Here is a 19331-nt window from a genome sequence, read left to right as displayed (position 1 = left end):
ACATTACCCACCAGGGTGCCACCCACTGCAGTGGTATTCGCAGGCAAATTGTTGAAGGTATACACCAGGCTGGTCCAGGTCTCTGACCCGTCACCATCGCTGATACTCACCGTGTTGGTCAGCAGCACCTGTACCGTGCCATCCGTTTCGGTCGCACCCGCATTCAGCGCCTCGACGTTGAAGTCGATGTCACCTTGTGGCGTCACTATCAGTGTCAAGGTCGAAGTAACAACATCAGAACTATCGGTGACCAGATAACTCACTGTAGGAACTGCACCAGAATAGTCAGGAGCGGGGGTAAAGGTGAAAGAGCCATCACTGTTGATGATCAGCGTACCAATGCCAGTAAGGGTCGATGTAACACCTGCGGGAACATCAATATTACTACCCCAGCTATAGCTGATGATGGATTGAGCCAAGGGACCATCCGGGTTGGAGCTGTTGGCCAAAAGATCACCACTGACAGGGTTATCTTCATCCATCGAAGATACTTCACTCTCATCCAACAAGAGATTAGTTAGTGGCTCCGGTTCTAACAGTGGTTCAGCCGCTTGCTCAGTGTTGATAATGGGTTCAGCCTGATAATTGGTATCAAAACCGGCCTCGGCAATGGTCGCATCACCGGTTCTATCAATGGTGACAAAGCCACCATTGCCGCTTGCTCCTGCTACCCCGCCAATACCACCGCCACCACCGGCAGCAGGTGCACCACCTGCTGCTGAAGCCTCAAAGTTTTGCGTCGGGTCAACGCCTTGCAAAATTGACTCTTGCAATGCAGCAATGTCAGAAGGAGCGCCCTCCGTGCTGGCACCACCTTGCGGTTGTCCCGGTTCTGCTAATTCGGAACCGGTGGGTACATTCTGCGCTGGTGTATCGTCATAGGGGGAAAGAACAAGCTTGGCATCATCCGCTATGGTCAATTTGGCACCGGGCTGGAGTATTTCCCCCTTTTGCAGGGGGCGACTGCTGCCATCAGCCAGCACAATCTCCACATTCCCTTCGATAGCTGAGACAACCACGGACTTGTCGATGATTTGGGTACGCATATCCATTGCTCCAACGTGACAGATCTTGATGTCTACACCGTAGAGGGAGATAACGTGCTTTTCCGTTGCAATAATCTATAGGTTTGACTGCCCTCAAACCGATATAGAGAATAAAATCGAAAGGTTATTTTTTCTTCATCAAAATCATAACGATACAAATGGAACCAAATAACACCCATATTAATTTGATAATAAAAAAATCAAAAAATATATTGTATTGATATAAAAAATGACCCCATTCGGGGCCATTTCTACAGTGCACATATCAATCAAGACAAGGGGAAAGCAGGATGCACAAATCCCTGATAACCATCGATATGCAACTTGGAAAGCAGTTCCACTTGATGTTGATCTTCGACGCGGGTTGCAATGGTGGTCACACCGGCATTGTGCGCAGCTCGGCACACTGCAGCCAAGAATGAGGTGTCAGCACCCGGCTCCATGACCTGACTGGTATAACCGTGATCCACCTTGACATAGGCAGGCGCTAACTCCTCCAGATAGCCCAGTGACTGGAAGTGACGGCCGTAGTGGTCAACCCCCCACTGGAAACCATGGACCTGCAATGCGCCTACCAAAGCGGCCACATGATCTTTGTGCTTCATAATGGCTGCCTCGGGTATCTCGAATAACAGCCGTTCTTTCAATTCGCCATGTTCGACCAGATAGTGCGTCAGCCAGGTCAAAAACTCATCCGAACAAAGCGAACCTGCCGTTATATTAATTGCCAGCACTAGATCCGCTTGTTTGTGCAGTAAGGGAACACATGCATCAAGTATTGCCTGATCAAAATCGCCCCCCAATTTGAACTGTTCGATGGCAGGCAAAAACTGACCGGCAAAATAGTCCGTGCCATCGCGAGAGATAGATGCAAACAACTCGGCATGCAACCTGGCCCCGTTATCAAATCGGCAAGCTGGCTGAGCCTTGAATCGCCAGAGGTGATGCGAAATAGCATCCTGAACCAAATCACGCCATGCCAAGCGCCCCATCAACCCCTGCTCGGCTCCCCCTTCCATGACAACAGCACCACGGCGTTCATTACGCGCCTTGCCGAGTGCATTATCCGCTTTAGTCAACAGGACTGAGAGATCATCATTACCATCACGGCCTGCAATACCAATGACGGAGAGAGGATTACCCTCCGCCATTGGGTTCACGACCAGATCAGCAATACGAGAATTGATAATTTCTGCCAACTCCTTAAGCTGACCCAAATCATCTGTCGGGCAGAGCAGAGCATATTCGGTCGCTGATATTCGCGCCACAGCTGCACCATCCCATCCCTTAAGCTGTTCGCGTAAGATTTGTGCTATAGATTTGACCATATTATCACGGGCAGCAAAACCTTCATCACGGTAGATATCATCGAGCATATCTACCGCAACCAACATGATGCCCCCTTGGCCAGATTCTGCAATCCAGGCATTAACCTGACCAACAAAATAGGCTCGATTACCCAAGCCAGAAACGGCATCCACATAAACTCGTTCACGCAGTTTCTCCGCCTCGTCGGCCTGCTCTTTGAATTGCACCGCCAACTTTCCGGATAAGATGTTGATCGCTTGTACAACCTGCTTCAATTCATAGGTCTTGGGCTCTGGAATGGTATGCCCAAAATGATGCAATTCAATCTCGACGGCCTGCTCACAAATCTGCTTGAGCGGTTTTAACAGGAAATTAAGTGCACGCATAAGCAAGATCGTGGTTACCAAAAATCCAATCACAAACCAGGTCGCCAGTTCGCTCATCCCTGCCCACAGTTCGTGATAGGCTTGTCCTGGGTGGCCCACCACCTTGAGCTTGCCAAGTTGCAGCCAGCCAGACGTCAGAATTGACTCATTGGATACTTCCGGAAACAAGCCAAGTTCAATAAACCAGTCAGGTACACCTTGAATACGGCTGCTGTTTTCTTCTTCAATCACATCTTTCGACGCAAGCAGGTCAAGACGAACCATACGGTAATAACCACCATCAAATATGGCCTTAATCACCGACTCAGCTCCCACCTTGTCGCCATTTTCAAGATAAGGAGTTAATGCCAGTCCCAGTGACGTAGCGGTGTTGATTACCGTTGTCTCCTGCTGTTGTGCCAGATAAGTTCGTGTCGAATTGAATTGCACCCAATACGTAGCTGCAAACAACAGTCCAAACAACAGCAACATGGTGGCCAATAACTGTCTATAAAGCGTCATAGGTTAATCATCCAAATTCACCACAGGCCTAGCCAATCGCCCCGATGTCATGCGATTGCGTAAATCATTCCATAATCCCAAGCGAGATGATTGGCCAGCCAGCTCCCCTTGGCCTCGCGCCTTCATCAACCACAAGTGACTACCGTTAAAACTATAGATAGGTACCAAATCTCGCCGTTGGGTAGCAGGTCGAATAGAGCCTATCAAATTATCCAAAATAACCGGAACAGAAGAGGGGGTCTCATAATATGCCACCACCATGTGGAACTGGTTGTAATCAAGGGCCTTGACATAAACCATCCGCATTTTTTCATCCGGGATCCCCAATTCCAGTAGTGTGGAATATTTGGCAATACTGAAATCTTCGCAATCTCCTCCGGCAGCTCCCAGAAACTCGAGCGGGGTTGCCCAGTAATCTTTCTTGCGCCACAACTTGATGTCATCAACAAAGCGCATTTGATTAAAAAAGTTGTTCACTCTTTCGAGCTTTTTCGTCTCGCTCAGTGCCTTTCCCTTCGTTTCCATCACCAGCATGCGCCAACTGGTTACACGCTTGCCAGCTCTGGCGCCATAGGTCTGCTCCGCCCGCTTGATCAAGTTGAGGTCTTCCTGTGGCAGAGGCTGGCTGGCACAGAGCAAAAGTGAGAAGGGTAACAGCAGGATCCATAAGGAGTGGCGCAGAGTACGTAGAGATCGGTATCTCCATTTATTGAGGAGATCATACCATCTGCCTCCGGTACCACGCTGGAGTGTCACGTCATATGCCTGCTGCATGATTGCTTCTGCACTCCTCAAAAACCGCGCAACCACCTGCTTTAGCCAAACATGGTGACTGCCAGCTGCAGTCACCATGTTGGCGTTCATCATCATCCCGGCGGGATCATTGGCAAACGGTTATTGCCTGGGCTGCCATTCAGCGGGTTGCTTGACGCTAAATGCGTTGAGCAGACTTCCAGTCGCATTGAGGATGCGATAGTCCGCCAGCAATGCATCATACTCAGCAGTGATATAACTGCGACGCGCTTCGAACAATTCGTTTTCGGTGTTCAATACATCCAGCAAGGTTCGCTGACCCAAGCCAAACTGCTTCTTGTATGCCTGAACGGTATCGTAGCTTGCATCCACATGCTCTTTAAGGAAGGTTTTCTGTTTGGCCAGCGACTCTTTCGCATTCCATGCCAAACGGGTTCCCTCTTCTACCTGACGAAATGCATTCAGATGAATGTCTTTCGCCTGAGAGTACAGTGCCGAAGTTGCATTGCTCTCGGCTACGTCAGAACCACCTCGGAACAGGTTGTAACGCATCCGCACCATAGCTGTCAGATCGTCATTGCGACCTTTAACGGCATCAATATCCTCATTCCAGTTTTGGTCCACTTCAAAAGTGACGTTAGGGTAGAAACCGGATTTGGCACCTTCATGCTGATACTTGGCCGCTTCAATATCTTGCAGGGATGAGAGCAGGGTCGGGTGAACTTCTGTCGCCGTTTTCAGGGCAGTATCGAGACTAGCCGGGACCAACTCGGCATTAGGTACCGGTTGAACGAGATCTTTTGGTACCTCGTTAACCACCCGAATAAACTCGCTTTCCGCATCACGGTAGTTGTTTTCAGCGGCGGCTTGGTTGGCGTAGGCCCTGGCAACACGACCATCAATCTGGGTCTGATCAGCAGTAGAACCAAGCCCTGAATCAGTCCGTTTCTGAATGTCGCTACGGATCTGTTCGTGGGTTTCCAGGTTCTGTTTGGAGAGTTCCAGGATCTCCTGCTGGCGCAGCATATTGAGGTAGACCTCAGCCACTCGCAGCGCGGTATTCTCTGCTTCGGAGATCATCGCCAGACGCTGGGCGTTGGCTTCAGCTTCAGTTCGGGAGACGTTGTTGCTGACATCAAAACCATCAAACAACATCTGCCGCAAACTGAGTCCAGCCTCTTTGCGAGTCATGGAGTCATCAATATTGCTGTTTGAACCAGCAGCCCGGGTAGAAGGGCTGTCAGTCTTTTCATAGCCTACGCCGCCACGCAGATCGATCGTAGGATAATAGCCACCCTTGGCGCCATCATGCTGATAGAGGCGTGCCTGGTAGAGATCAAACGCTTCCTTGATCTTGGGATGCGTAGCGAGTGTCTGTGCCACCGACTCTTCCAGAGTCTGGGCCTGACCCAAACTAGGGATCAGGGTGATGCCACTGACCAGCATGGCAACAATCGTTTTTTTCATGTTATCTCCAGTCATGTTTTGTTTTTAGATTGTTGGCTTATCGTTCTCTCAGTGCCGACTGCTTAGCCCGTAAAATCGGCTTAAGTAAATAGTCTAGGACACTTTTTTTACCAGTAATGATATCAGCACTGGCTAACATACCGGGGATGATGGGAAGTGCGTTAAGCTCATCGCCCAAGTAACTCTTCTCGGTACGCACCCGAACCAGATAAAAGGAGTTCCCCTCCTCATCCTGGATCGAGTCCGCACTTATCTGTTCAACCTTGCCATGCAATCCTCCATAGATTGTAAAGTCGTAGGCAGTGATCTTGACGATGGCATCCAGCCCCGGTCGCAGGAAGGCGATATCTTTCGGCGACACCTTGGCTTCAACCAACAAGGTGTCCTCCAGCGGCACTATCTCCATCAAATCCATGCCGGGCTGCACCACGCCGCCCAGGGTGTTGATCTTGAGTTTCTTGATGGTGCCCTTGAGCGGAGCAATCACGCTGGTCCGATCAACCCTATCTCGCAAGCCAACCTGCCCTTCTGACAACTGGCCAAGTCGCCCCTGCTTCTCATTCAGTTCCGTCTGGGAGTCAGCACGGAATTTCAGCGCTATGTCATTGCGCTTGGAAATAGTCTCACGCAACACCGAATTGAGTTTTGGTATCAGCAGACGGTTGCTCTCCAGCTCCCCCTGCATCTCGTTGACCTGCCGCTCCAGCTTAATTAGCTCCACTTGAGGCACCACACCCTCTTTTGCCAGTGGACGGCTAATATTGAGCTCTTGTCTGGCCAGATCCACACTGCGATTTACTGTGCGAATTTTGGCATTCAGTTCAATCAGTTCCTGCTCTTTCTGCTCGATCTGTTGACCAAGAATATAGAGCTGGTTCTTCAGGTTATTAAGGCGATCCCGTTGTACCGAGCGTTCACGGTTGGCATATTCGGGAAAGACGGTTTCATAGCCATCCGGGAACTGAATTGGCGCTTCTCCCACCACTACCTGTTCACGCCACCCCAGTGCGGGATCATTTTTAACCTCAACACTGGCCATTTCGGCCCGTAACCGTGCAATATCTCCTTTCAGAGTGACCAGCTCCTGCTCACGCTCTCGAAAATCGGAGCGGAAACGGGTGTCATCGATGCGCAGCAGCGGCTGTCCCTTCTCGACGACATCCCCCTCTTTGACGAAGATCTCTTTGACTATCCCCCCTTCCAGATTCTGGATCACCTGTAGTTGGCGGGATGGGATCACCTTGCCCTGACCCACGGTGACTTCATCCAGCTCGGCCCAGGCAGCCCAGACGATGGCACTCATGAAAAAGAGGAAACAGCACCATAACAGGATGCGGGCACCGGTTGGGGTAGTAAGCAACACAGCTGCCGCGCCGTCATCGACAAACTCCAGATGCTCGGGTGCCGGCAATACATCACCGGAAGGCGCATTTTTGCTGCGTTTTAACCAGTTCATGAGCCCCTTAACCATGGGACACCTCCTGCACGCGCACCTTGCCTTCCTTCAACTGCTGCAACACCATCTCTTTGGGACCATCTGCCACAATCTGTCCCTGCTCGATGACGATAACTCGCGAGGCCACATCCAGCATTGAGGTCTTGTGGGTGATGAGGATCAAGGTGGTTTCCGGGCCCAGTCTGGCGAGCTCCTGTTTGACCTGCATCTCGGACTGGTTGTCCATGTTGGAGGTAGGCTCATCCATCACCAGAATGGGGGGATCATTGAGCAGGGCGCGTGCCAGCAGGATCGACTGACGCTGGCCACCGGAAAGCTGACGGCCACCCTCACCTATCTGCCGATCCAATCCGTTGGGATCACGGTTGGTAAAATTGGTGACGCCCGCCCGCTTGGCAGCACGCAAGACTCTCACGTCATCCACCAGCGGATTACCCAGCATGATGTTGTCTCGCACCGAACCAAAAAAGAGAATGACATCTTGGGGAACACAACCGATATTGCGACGAATCACCGAGGGAGGCAACTGGTCTATTTCGAAACCATCGATCCGGACCGAACCGTCAGTCGGCCGATACAGCCCCATCAACAACTTCTCGAGGGTCGTTTTACCCGCCCCAATCCGGCCGATAATTGCCACCTTTTCACCCGGCTGAATACGCAAATTGATATGGTGCAGGGTGCTGGTTTCCATTCCTGGATATTTGAACGAAACATTTTCGAATTCAATTCGACCGGCAATCACCGGATGATGGATATATTGCTTGCCTTCCTCCTGCTCACCCGGGGTTTGCATGATTTTTTCCAGAATATCCAGTGCAGACTTGGCCTGGTTATAACGGGTCGACAACACTGAGAGTTGCACCATGGGCGCAATGGCACGGCTGGAGAGCATCACGGCAGCAATCATCCCCCCCATGGTGACTAAGCCTTCGGAGATCTGGTAAACACCGACAATCACCAGACCGACCGTCACCACCTGCTGGATATAACTGGCCAGTGACGACATGGAGTTGGTAATTCGCCGTGTTTGTACACCCCAGGTGGAAATATGGGAAACAGCCTGCTCCCAACGGTGCTGGAACAGACTCTCGGCGCCAAAAATTTTGACCGTTTCCAGCCCGGAAATACTTTCGATCAGGTTGGCATTTTTCTGAGAGGCCAGCCGGGAACCCTCTTCGATGGACTTTTTGAGCGGCTCTTGAATATAGAAGCTGTAGGCGATCAGGATCAGCATGGCGACGATGGGGACCACCACCATCACACCGGCAAACATCCAGATAATAAAAAGGAAGAAGACGGCAAAAGGCAGATCGATAAGAGTAGAAACCGTCGCGGAAGTGAAAAACTCCCGCACCGATTCAAATTCCTGCAGATGTTTGGCGAAAGCGCCGGTGGAAGCGGGACGAGACTCCATCCGCATGCCCATCACCTTGGCGAAAATCTTGGCGGACAGCAGCACATCAGACTTTTTGCCAGCGATATCGATAAAGTAACTGCGCAACTGCCGCATCACAAAATCGAAGGTAAAGACCACCATGGCCCCGACCGCCAGCACCCAGAGCGAATCAAATGCCAGATTGGGCACAATCTTGTCATAGACGTTCATGGTAAAGAGGGGGCTGGCGATGGCAAACAGGTTGATCAGAATGGAGGCGATCAGCACATCGCGATAGATTCCGCGAGATTCAAACAAAGTGCTCCAGAACCAGTGGCCATCACGGGTCTCCAGCACCTTGGGAGAGCGCTCGTCAAATTTGAACTGCTTCTTAACGTAAAAAAGACGCCCCAAATACTCATCACCCAGCTGGGCAGCAGTCAGCCATTGGGCGGCATCACCTGCCTGCGGGAAAATCACTTTCCCCTGGCTGCGATCTTCGTTCCACTCCAGCAAAATACAGGCGCCACCGTTACGCATCTGCAATACGCAGGGCAGCAGCAAGGGAGAGATCTGATCAAGCGGCTGGATCACTTCACGGGCAGATAGCCCGCCCCGCTCGGCAGCACGACAAAAGAGTGCTGTAGTCAGTCGTCCGGAGACCAGTGGCAACCCGGTCGTCAGGGCATCCTGGCTGTTGGGCACACCATAAAAGCGGGTCAAGAAGACCAGACACTCCAATAACTCATCGATACGACTTGTTTCTGCTTGCATAGCATCCCGTCACTGCATTAATAAGGTCGATACGAGAGGGGTATCACTCATATTTTCCTGCTATAGCGACTCTAAAAACGAGCCCCCTCCCACAGATGAGCCTGATCAGGGAATAAACCTATCCGGATACATCGTGACACTCACCACCAATTTTCCTTGCATGATGATTGGTAAAACCAGCCTGTGAGCATCATGCCGACGCCTCCCTCAGGTAAATGGAGGTGTTAATTGATAATGGCATTTATTGTGGCGCATCACTATATCAACCTGCAGGTACCAAAACTATAGTTTATGGTATGAACTTTTTATATAACCCTATGTTTTACGTGAAAATAATAATTACGAACTCAATTATAGGTCAGGAAGTATGAAGGGTCTTCCCAGTGCATGACCCTGAGGGCCACTCAAGGAGAGTGCTCGTGCAATGTCCGCCATCGCAGTCCAGCGATTCTCGCACCAGGCGGGAGCAAGCAGGGTTGGGCGGCGCGCGGAGGCCGAAATCCGGTGATACACCACCTCGGGCGGCGTGTGCTGGATCATGGCGACAGCGGCTTCCACATACTGCTCCAGCGTCAATACCTCAAGCCGCCCCGCCTGCCACGCCTTGCCGAGAGTACTGCCTTCAACCACATGAAGCGGATGCAGCTTGATCCCCTCCACGCCGGTCTCAACGATACGATGCAGGGTATCGAGGCTGTCCATCGGCACTTCGCCAGGCAGGCCGACGATCAGATGAGCACATACCTTGATGCCGCGCTGATGGGCACGTCTTACCGCATCCTCATAGGCGGCATAACCGTGGCCGCGGTTGATCCGCTGCAGGGTCTTGTCGTTGGCACTTTGCAGCCCGAGCTCCAGCCATACCTCGTAACCCCGGGCCTGATAGCCCGCCAACAGATCCAGCACCGCATCCGGCACGCAATCGGGGCGAGTGCCCACACAGAGCCCCACCATATCGCTCACCGACAGCGCCTCTTCATACATCCGCTGCAGATATTCGACCTCGGCATAGGTACTGGTATAGGCCTGAAAGTAGGCAAGATAGCGCTTGGCACGGGTGACTTCGTCCCGGCGAGCCAGCAGTTGTTGCACCACTGAGAGTTGTTGGGCCGACTCGTCGGCAAAAGAGGAAACGTTGCAGAAGGTGCAGCCACCACGGCCCAGGGTGCCGTCACGGTTCGGGCAGGTGAAGGCCCCGTGGATGGAGAGTTTGTGGATCTTCTGACCATGACGCTGCTTGAGATCCTGACCGAATGTATTGACGAGTTCGTGTAACTGCATGACACCTCCGCTAAAGGAGCGCCATTGTACGAGCTTGCGCAAAACAGGGGCTGAGCTGGATCAAGCTAGCGGAGAGGGTAAAACATATAAATACCCGACCAATTTTGAATAAATATAGAGAAAAAGCGCAAAAAAAGGATTTTTACAGTTCTTTGACGATTCAAACAGTAAACATCCATATGAAAATGAGACCTGATAACCCACTGTTGAACAATGAAAAATTCAAAGAGACCCGACAGCACACAATTGCAAGCATGGGATATTGAAAATGTGATCACTTCCGCTCTCGGTAGCATAGGGTTGGTAAAATTACTACATTCGCCCATCGTCGCCGAGCGCACCATTGAGCCCGTCAATGGCGATATATTTAACCAACAAAATAAAACAAAACAGAATAAACACTTCATAACTGCGAGCAAATCCCCCCAATCCGACATTTTGTTATGCGAATGTAACTATGAAGACAAACCTGACCTACGATTGACCTCGCCAGAAAATCCCATTAGTTTGGAGATTCGCCACGTCAGGCAGACGGAACCACAAGAGCCAATCGCAATTTATGCAGTCAGGTGATGACTGTGCGATACAAGGCCGAGCAAGGGAGAAATGCAATGTCACTATATGATCCAAAGCTGGAGAGGGATAACTGTGGCTTCGGCCTGTTGGCCCACATGGAAGGGGAAGCCAGCCACAAGCTTGTCCGTCTCGCGATGTCAGCATTGGCTCGCATGCAGCACCGCGGCGGGATCTCCGCCGATGGCAAGACCGGCGATGGTTGCGGTCTGCTGCTGCAAAAACCGGACAGCTTCTTCAGAGCTGTCGCCGAGGAGAAGGGATGGCACCTTGGCCGCAACTATGCGGTCGGCATGCTGTTTCTCAACCCTGACCCCGTATTGGCCCAGCAGACCCGCGACATCATAGACGAAGAGCTGGAAAAAGAGACCCTGAGTCTGGTCGGCTGGCGCAAGGTGCCCGTCGATACCAACGTACTGGGTACCATCGCCAAAGCCTCCCTGCCCAGCATTGAACAGGTCTTTGTCAACGCCCCGCCCGGCTGGGTCGACAAGGATCTCGAGCGCCGTCTCTATATCGTGCGTCGCCGCATCGAAAAGCGCGTCAACGACGACTACTTCTACGTGGTCAGCCTCTCCAACCTGGTCACCGTCTATAAAGGGCTGTGCATGCCGGTGGACTTGCCGCGCTTCTATCTGGATCTCGCCGACATCCGTATGCAGGCGGCCATCTGCGTCTTCCACCAGCGTTTCTCCACCAACACCAGCCCGCGCTGGCCGCTGGCCCAGCCGTTTCGCTATCTGGCCCACAACGGCGAGATCAACACCATCGCCGGCAACCGCCAGTGGGCCAAGGCGCGCAGCTACAAGTTTGCCACCCCGCTCATTCCCGATTTGCAGGAAGCGGCCCCCTTCGTCAACACCACGGGGTCGGATTCCTCCAGCCTCGACAACATGCTGGATCTCTTCCTCGCCGGTGGTATGGACCTGTTCCGTGCCATGCGCCTGTTGATCCCGCCTGCATGGCAAAAGCACCCGAACATGGATGACGACCTGCGCGCCTTCTACGACTTCAACTCCATGCACATGGAGCCGTGGGATGGCCCCGCCGGTATCGTCATGACCGACGGTCGCTACGCCACCTGCGCACTTGATCGCAACGGTCTGCGTCCGGCCCGCTACGTCATCACCAAGGACAAGTTCATCACCCTCGCCTCAGAAGTCGGTACCTGGGACTACACCCCGGACGAAGTGCTGGAGAAGGGCCGGGTGGGCCCGGGTGAGCTGTTCGTTGTGGATACCAGCAACGGCAAGGTGTGGACCAGCTTCGAGATCGATGACGATCTCAAAAACCGCCACACCTACAAGCAGTGGATGGACAAACATTGCCGCCGCTTGGTCCCCTTCGAGCAGATGGACGACAGCCAGACCGGTAGCCGCGAGTTCTCCGATGAGCAGCTGAAAACCTATCAGAAGCTGTTTGGCTACTCCTTCGAGGAGCTGGATCAGATCATCCGGGTTCTCGGTGAAAACGGTCAGGAAGCGGTGGGTTCCATGGGGGATGACACCCCGATGGCGGTGCTCTCCTCCGGCCAGCGTACCCTCTATGACTACTTCCGCCAGATGTTTGCCCAGGTGACCAACCCGCCCATCGATCCGCTGCGGGAAAACCACGTCATGTCGCTGGCCACCTGTATCGGTCGCGAGCAGAACGTCTTCAACGAGACCTTCGGCCACGCCCACCGGGTGCTGTTCCAGTCGCCGATCCTGCTCTACTCCGACTTCCACCAGCTGCTGGCACTGGAAGGTGAGTACTACCGTCATCAGGTGATCAGCCTCAACTTCAAGCCCGAAGAGGGACTGGAAGCAGCCATCGTGCGTATCTGCGAGGAGGCAAAAACTGCTGCCAAGAGTGGCACCGTGCTGCTGGTGCTGTCGGACCGCGACATCAGCGCCGACACCCTGCCGATCCCGGCCGCCATGGCGGTGGGTGCAGTGCAGCGCACCCTGGTGGACAACAACCTGCGCTGCGACGCCAACATTCTGGTGGAAACTGCAAGTTGCCGCGACCCGCACCACTTCTCGGTGCTGCTGGGCTTTGGCGCGACCGCCATCTACCCCTATCTGGCCTACGAAACCCTGGCCAAGCAGGTTGAAGAGGGGGTGCTCGCCATGCCCCTGCGCCAGGCCATGGTCAACTACCGCAACGGCATCAACAAGGGGCTCTACAAGGTGATGTCCAAGATGGGCATCAGCACCGTCGCCAGCTACCGCTGCTCCCAACTGTTTGAAGCGGTGGGTCTGGCCAAATCGGTGGTCGATACCTGCTTCCGCGGCGTATCGAGCCGTATTCAGGGTGCCGATTTTGCCGACATCCAGCAGGATCAGCACAATCTGGCCCGTCAGGCCTGGCTGGTGCGCAAGCCCCTCCCCCATGGCGGCCTGCTCAAGTTCGTTCACGGCGGCGAGTACCACACCTACAACCCGGATGTGGTGCAGACCCTGCAAACCGCGGTGCGCTCCGGCAACTATGCCGATTACAAGGAGTACGCCCGTCTGGTCAACGAACGCCCGGTCTCTACCTTGCGTGACCTGTTGGCCCTGAAGAAGGTCGACAATCCGGTCGCACTGGATCAGGTTGAGCCAGCCGACAAGCTGTTCCCCCGCTTCGACTCCGCGGCCATGTCCATCGGCGCCCTCGGCCCTGAGGCCCACGAGGCACTGGCTGTTGCCATGAACCGCCTCGGTGGTCAGAGCAACTCCGGCGAAGGTGGCGAAGATCCCAAGCGCTTCGGTACCGAGAAGAACTCCCGCATCAAGCAGGTGGCTTCCGGCCGCTTTGGCGTCACCCCCCACTACCTGATGAACGCCGATGTAGTGCAGATCAAGGTGGCTCAGGGGGCCAAGCCCGGCGAAGGGGGCCAGCTGCCCGGTGACAAGGTCACCGCCCAAATCGCCCAGCTGCGCTATTCCGTGCCCGGCGTGACCCTGATCTCACCGCCGCCGCACCACGATATCTACTCCATCGAGGATCTGGCCCAGCTCATCTTCGACATCAAGCAGATCAACCCAAGCTGTCTGGTGTCGGTGAAACTGGTCTCCGAACCCGGCGTTGGCACCATTGCCTGCGGCGTGGCCAAGGCCTATGCCGACTTCATCACCATCTCCGGTTATGACGGTGGCACTGGCGCGAGCCCCCTCACCTCGGTCAAATATGCCGGCTCCCCGTGGGAGCTGGGTCTGGCTGAAACCCAACAGGCGCTGGTCGCCAACGGTCTGCGCCACAAGGTACGACTGCAGGTGGATGGCGGTCTCAAAACCGGCCTCGACATCATCAAGGCGGCCATCCTCGGCGCCGAGAGCTTCGGTTTTGGCACCGGCCCCATGGTGGCACTCGGTTGCAAATACCTGCGTATTTGCCACCTGAACAACTGCGCCACCGGCGTTGCCACTCAGGATGAGAAGCTGCGTCGCGAGCACTTCACCGGCCTGCCGGAGATGGTGATGAACTACTTCAAGTTCATCGCCGAGGAGACCCGCGAGCTGATGGCTCAGCTCGGCGTCACCCAGCTGACCGACCTGATTGGCCGCACCGATCTGCTGGAAGCCCTGCCCGGCCTCACCGCCCGTCAGGCCAAGCTGGATCTCTCCGGCATTCTGGCCCGTCCGGTAGCACCGGCAGGCTCCAGCCTGTTCAGTCAGCAGCACAACCCCACCTTCGACAAGGGGCCGCTCAACCTCAAGATGGTGGAAGATCTGCTGGAAGCGGTGGAAACCTCAAGCGGCGGCGAGTTCCGCTACGACATTCGCAACACCGACCGCTCGGTGGGCGCGCGTCTCTCGGGCGAGATCGTCAAGCGGCACGGCAACCAGGGTATGGCGGCGGATCCGGTCAAGGTGCACTTCAACGGCACCGCAGGCCAGAGCTTCGGCGTCTGGAACGCTGGCGGCCTTGAGATGATCCTCACCGGTGACGCCAACGACTATGTGGGCAAGGGGATGACCGGCGGCAAGCTGGTGATCAAACCCCATGTCGGTGTGGCGTTCAAATCCCACGAAGCAGCCATCATCGGTAACACCTGCCTCTACGGCGCCACCGGCGGCAAACTCTACGCCGCAGGCACTGCTGGCGAGCGTTTCGCGGTGCGCAACTCAGGTGCGCTCGCGGTGGTCGAGGGGATTGGCGACAACGGCTGTGAATATATGACCGGCGGCATCGTCACCGTGCTCGGTCAGACCGGCGTCAACTTCGCGGCGGGCATGACCGGCGGCTTTGCCTACGTGCTCGACGAGTGCGGCAACTTCGCCAAGCGCACCAACCCCGAGCTGGTGGAACTGCTGGACGTGGCGGATCTCGCCATCCATCAGGAGCACCTGCGCGGCATCATCACGGCGCACCTCAATGAGACCGGCAGCTCGCGCGCCGAGGAGATCCTGGCCAACTTCGACTCCTATGTGCCCAAGTTCAGGCTGATCAAACCCAAGTCCAGCGACGTGAAATCGCTGCTGGGTCACACCAGCCGTTCCAGTGCAGAACTCAGAATCCAGGCGCAATAAGGAGGGAACCCTATGAGCCAGAACGTATTTCAGTTTATCGATGTCCAGCGGGTCGACCCGCCCAAGAAGCCGCTCAAGATCCGCAAAATCCAGTTTGTGGAGATCTACGAGTCCTTCAATCAGCCGCAGGTACAGATGCAGGCGGATCGCTGCCTCGAGTGCGGCAACCCCTACTGCGAGTGGAAGTGCCCGGTTCACAACTACATCCCCAACTGGCTGAAACTGGCCAAAGAGGGGCGCATTCTGGAGGCGGTGGAGCTCTCCCACCAGACCAACAGCCTGCCGGAAGTGTGCGGTCGGGTCTGCCCGCAGGATCGCCTCTGTGAGGGATCCTGCACCCTCAACGATCGCTTCGGCGCGGTGACCATCGGCAACATCGAAAAATACATCACCGACAAGGCGTTCGAGATGGGCTGGAAGCCCGATCTCTCGAACGTGGTCAAGACCGGCAAGCGGGTCGCCGTCATCGGCGCCGGCCCTGCTGGCCTTGCCTGTGCCGATGTGCTGGCACGCAATGGCGTCACCCCGGTGGTGTTTGACAAATATCCGGAGATCGGCGGCCTGCTCACCTTCGGCATCCCCTCCTTCAAGCTGGAAAAAGAGGTGATGCAGCGTCGCCGCGAGATCTTCCAGGGGATGGGCGTGGAGTTTCGTCTCGAGACCGAAGTTGGCAAGGATATCACCTTCGCCGATCTGCTCGGCGAGTTCGACGCGGTCTTCCTCGGGGTCGGTACCTACAAGTACATGAAGGGCGGCTTTGCCAACGAAGAGGCGCCGGGCGTCTATGACGCCCTGCCCTACCTCATCGCCAACGCCAACCGCTTGCTGGGGTTCGAGAAGGCACAAGCCGACTATATCGACTTCGCCGGCAAGCAGGTGGTAGTGCTGGGCGGTGGCGATACCGCCATGGACTGCGTGCGTACCGCCATCCGTCAGGGGGCTGACAAGGTGATCTGCGCCTATCGCCGCGACGAGGAGAACATGCCGGGCTCCAAGCGGGAGGTGAAAAACGCCCGCGAAGAGGGGGTTGAATTCATGTTCAACCTGCAGCCGGTGGCGGTCGAGCTGGATGCCAACGGTCGCACCGTCGGCATCAAGGTGGTGAGCACCGAGCTGGGTGAACCCGATGCCAATGGCCGCCGCAATCCGGTGGTTATCGAAGGCTCCGAGCAGGTGCTGGCTGCCGATGCGGTGGTGATGGCATTTGGCTTCCAACCCAACCCCCAACCCTGGATGGCGGAGTTCGGCATCGAGCTCGACAACCGGGATCGCATCAAGGCGCGCGAGCAGGCGGAATATGCCTTCCAGACCAGCAACCCCAAGGTGTTCGCCGGTGGCGACGCGGTACGCGGCTCCGATCTGGTGGTGACCGCCATCTACGAAGGGCGCAAAGCGGCCGAAGGGATCATGGACTATCTGGCGGTCTGATCTGACCGGCCACAGCCGTGATGTCCCCTAACAGTCAGCCCTGCCAATGCGGGGCTGATTTTCTATGCGCGCTCACCAACCGCTCATACGCTCCTGGCAGCCGTGAAGATAACTAGATGCAGTGCCTTGCGATGGCTCCTACACTGGGCAACTGCCACGGGAAAAACTCCAACCATTTGAGGCAGAATTTGTGACGTCTATCTGTTACACTTCGCGCCCGCCATTTTCCGGCTCACTCTCTGACTTGATGTCAGGCGCAGCCGTCGGTGGTTACAACCTCCGTCTCGCTCATGCCGAGCTAACCAAGCCAAACACAGCCCAGCTGGAACACAGGAACCCATTATGAGATTTGAATCGTTCGATTTTGCCCCCGAGATTTTGCGTGCTGTCTCAGATTGCGGTTATCAGGAGATGACCCCTGTGCAGCAACAGGCGATCCCGGCCATTCGCCGTGGCCGCGATGTGCTGGCCAGCGCCCAGACCGGTACCGGCAAGACCGCCGCCTTCGCCCTGCCCATCTTGCAACGTCTGGTAGACAATCCGGCTCCGGTCCAGCCTTCCAACGCCCGTGTGCTGATCCTGACCCCGACCCGCGAGCTGGCGGCTCAGGTGGCGAGCAACATCAATGACTTCGCCAAGTATCTCGATATCACCACCATCACCATCGTCGGCGGTGGCAAGCAGGACGTGCAGGCCAAGAAGCTCAAAGCGGGCGCTCACATCATTGTGGCCACCCCGGGCCGTCTACTGGAGCACCTCACCGCCTGCAACCTCAGCCTCTCCGGCGTCGAGTGTCTGGTGATGGATGAAGCGGATCGCATCCTCGACATGGGCTTCAGTGCCGATGTGCAAAAGATCCTGCAAGCGGTCAACAAGACCCGTCAGAACCTGCTCTTCTCCGCCACCTTCTCCGACGCGGTGAAGAAGCTGGCCAACCTGATGCTGGATCGCCCGCAGATCGTCAGCGTCAACAAGCAGAACTCCACTGCCGACACCGTCAGCCACACCGTCTATCCGGTCGAGCAGAAGCGCAAGCGCGAGCTGCTCTCAGAGCTGATTGGCAAACAGAACTGGCAGCAGGTGCTGGTGTTCGCCAGTACCCGCGAGAGCTGTGATGTGCTGGTCGAGGAGCTGAACCTCGACGGCATCAAGTCCGCCGTGGTCCATGGCGAGAAGGCCCAGGGCAACCGTCGCCGCGCCCTGCGCGAATTCATGGAAGGCAAGGTACGGGTACTGGTCGCCACCGAAGTGGCCGCCCGTGGTCTGGATATCCCGGATCTGGAGTACGTGGTCAACTATGATCTGCCGTTCCTGGCGGAAGATTACGTGCACCGTATCGGCCGTACCGGTCGTGCCGGCAAGCGCGGCATGGCCATCTCCTTCGTCAGCCGTGAAGAGGAGCGTACCCTGCTGGAGATCGAGGCCCTGATCGGCCAGAAGATCCGCCGCATCATGGTGCCGGGCTATGAGGTGAGCAGCCGTGACGAGTTGATCAAGCATTTGCAGGAGCGTCGCCGCTTCGGCAAGCGGCCGCAGCGTGAAGATAACGCCGTAGCCCAGGTGATGGCCGAAGCCAAGCTGCAGGGTCAGCGCCTCAAGCGTCTGGCCGCCGCCAAGAAGCCCCGTCAGCCGAAATAAGGCGGGCAGTTGCTCTATTGAACCGCAAAGGCGCCACTGGCGCCTTTGCCATCTCTGTCATCGGTGTTGACCCCTGGTGGTCAACTGAAGGATTGCTTATGACCTCTCCGACCTACAATCAGGCCCTGCTCGAGATGGCCACCCAGAGCCTGGCCGAACTGGCCCGCACCGCCGAACAAAAGGCGGGCAAGCGCACTCCAGCCCAAGAGAGCCACTTTCTCTGCACCTGGATGGCCGACTCCCTCAAGGAGAAGCGCTTCTCCCGTCTGGTGATGGAAGATTTGAAAGCTTGGGTGCAGCTTGGCCGCACCCTGGGCGCGGGTGCCGATCTCAAGGGATTGCTTGCGCGCATCGCCTTCCAATACCAGTGCGCCATGACCAACCCGCAACAACTGGGGGCCAAGCTGGCTGCCCTGCTGGAGGAGCTCTCAGCGGCAGGCTGGCTGGTGCTGACCGAGAGCGAGGTGGACGCCAAGCTGCGCCTGCAATCGGGCGGTCAGGCGAGTCTGGTGGTAAGCCATAGCGAATATGAAGGCCATATCGAGGACGGTGAGCTTGTCAAACCCCTCACCCTCTATGTGCGCGGTGACGAGAAGGTGCTGGCCGAGGCGGCCTTCAAGCACGGCCTGCTGCTGAGCCAGGGCAACAAGAAAGCCACCCTGGTCAAACACCACAAGGCCTACCGGCTGATGCCGGACAACGCCCAACCGGCGCTGGCACTGCTGAGCGAGGCTCGCCAGAGCGCCTGATCTCGCCTGTTTTCAGCAATAAAAACGGCAGACCCTCATTTAAAGCAGGGCCTGCCGTTTTTTATTGTTCGATCTTTGGTGATGAGGTCTGGTAGTC

The 19331-nt window shown here is 55.7% G+C and carries 11 protein-coding genes; 4 read left to right on the top strand and 7 right to left on the bottom strand.

Annotation, left to right across the window (positions count from 1 at the left end):
• From G5179_RS13120 to G5179_RS13090, 7 genes are all read right to left on the bottom strand, one after another.
• The coding region (locus G5179_RS13120; RefSeq protein WP_421258518.1) for a retention module-containing protein at window positions 1–1046 on the bottom strand (1046 nt) is incomplete at its 3' end.
• Between the two features lie 269 nt (window positions 1047–1315).
• A complete protein-coding gene (locus tag G5179_RS13115; RefSeq protein ID WP_216953336.1) occupies window positions 1316–3241 on the bottom strand; it encodes an EAL domain-containing protein in 1926 nt (641 codons plus the stop codon).
• 3 nt (window positions 3242–3244) lie between these two features.
• Window positions 3245–3997, bottom strand: coding sequence for a transglutaminase-like cysteine peptidase (locus G5179_RS13110; protein WP_254204305.1), 753 nt, complete (start codon window positions 3995–3997; stop codon window positions 3245–3247).
• A 138-nt stretch (window positions 3998–4135) separates the two neighbouring features.
• The gene (locus G5179_RS13105; RefSeq protein WP_216953335.1) at window positions 4136–5461 is read right to left on the bottom strand and encodes a TolC family outer membrane protein; all 1326 of its coding nucleotides are present in this window, start codon (window positions 5459–5461) and stop codon (window positions 4136–4138) included.
• A gap of 37 nt (window positions 5462–5498) precedes the next feature.
• A complete protein-coding gene (locus tag G5179_RS13100) occupies window positions 5499–6932 on the bottom strand; it encodes an HlyD family type I secretion periplasmic adaptor subunit (protein WP_421258517.1) in 1434 nt (477 codons plus the stop codon).
• Entirely contained in the window at window positions 6925–9069 is a 2145-nt protein-coding gene (locus G5179_RS13095) for a type I secretion system permease/ATPase (RefSeq protein WP_421258516.1), read from the bottom strand. Before G5179_RS13095 ends, G5179_RS13100 begins: the two co-directional genes overlap by 8 nt.
• A 351-nt stretch (window positions 9070–9420) precedes the next feature.
• A complete protein-coding gene (locus G5179_RS13090) occupies window positions 9421–10350 on the bottom strand; it encodes a TIGR01212 family radical SAM protein (RefSeq protein ID WP_266135585.1) in 930 nt (309 codons plus the stop codon).
• Between the two features lie 611 nt (window positions 10351–10961).
• On the opposite strand from G5179_RS13090, the gene gltB reads away from it, so the two are divergent.
• The 4 genes from gltB (at window position 10962) to G5179_RS13070 (ending at window position 19234) form a co-directional block, all read left to right on the top strand.
• Window positions 10962–15419: a glutamate synthase large subunit gene (gene gltB / locus G5179_RS13085; RefSeq protein WP_421258515.1), complete on the top strand. Its 4458-nt coding sequence runs from the start codon at window positions 10962–10964 to the stop codon at window positions 15417–15419.
• 12 nt (window positions 15420–15431) lie between these two features.
• A complete protein-coding gene (locus G5179_RS13080; RefSeq protein WP_042056188.1) occupies window positions 15432–16847 on the top strand; it encodes an FAD-dependent oxidoreductase in 1416 nt (471 codons plus the stop codon).
• 342 nt (window positions 16848–17189) lie between these two features.
• Window positions 17190–18485, top strand: a complete 1296-nt coding sequence (locus G5179_RS13075) for a DEAD/DEAH box helicase (RefSeq protein WP_202005518.1) — start codon at window positions 17190–17192, stop codon at window positions 18483–18485.
• 98 nt (window positions 18486–18583) lie between these two features.
• A complete protein-coding gene (locus G5179_RS13070) occupies window positions 18584–19234 on the top strand; it encodes a DUF2913 family protein (RefSeq protein WP_202005516.1) in 651 nt (216 codons plus the stop codon).
• Window positions 19235–19331 lie beyond the last annotated feature (97 nt).

The sequence above is a fragment of the Aeromonas sp. 600886 genome (genome assembly GCF_049174935.1).
In the GTDB taxonomy this organism is placed as follows: domain Bacteria; phylum Pseudomonadota; class Gammaproteobacteria; order Enterobacterales; family Aeromonadaceae; genus Aeromonas; species Aeromonas veronii_A.
Note: the sequence above shows the minus strand (reverse complement) of the source record. Positions and strands in the feature narration are given on the sequence as shown.

Coding starts and splice junctions, on each gene's coding strand:
- gltB (WP_421258515.1), top strand. CDS start 10,962: ATGTCACTATATGATCCAAAGCTGGAGAGGGATAACTGTGGCTTCGGC.
- G5179_RS13075 (WP_202005518.1), top strand. CDS start 17,190: ATGAGATTTGAATCGTTCGATTTTGCCCCCGAGATTTTGCGTGCTGTC.
- G5179_RS13105 (WP_216953335.1), bottom strand. CDS start 5,461: ATGAAAAAAACGATTGTTGCCATGCTGGTCAGTGGCATCACCCTGATC.
- G5179_RS13100 (WP_421258517.1), bottom strand. CDS start 6,932: ATGGTTAAGGGGCTCATGAACTGGTTAAAACGCAGCAAAAATGCGCCT.
- G5179_RS13090 (WP_266135585.1), bottom strand. CDS start 10,350: ATGCAGTTACACGAACTCGTCAATACATTCGGTCAGGATCTCAAGCAG.
- G5179_RS13080 (WP_042056188.1), top strand. CDS start 15,432: ATGAGCCAGAACGTATTTCAGTTTATCGATGTCCAGCGGGTCGACCCG.
- G5179_RS13070 (WP_202005516.1), top strand. CDS start 18,584: ATGACCTCTCCGACCTACAATCAGGCCCTGCTCGAGATGGCCACCCAG.
- G5179_RS13095 (WP_421258516.1), bottom strand. CDS start 9,069: ATGCAAGCAGAAACAAGTCGTATCGATGAGTTATTGGAGTGTCTGGTC.
- G5179_RS13115 (WP_216953336.1), bottom strand. CDS start 3,241: ATGACGCTTTATAGACAGTTATTGGCCACCATGTTGCTGTTGTTTGGA.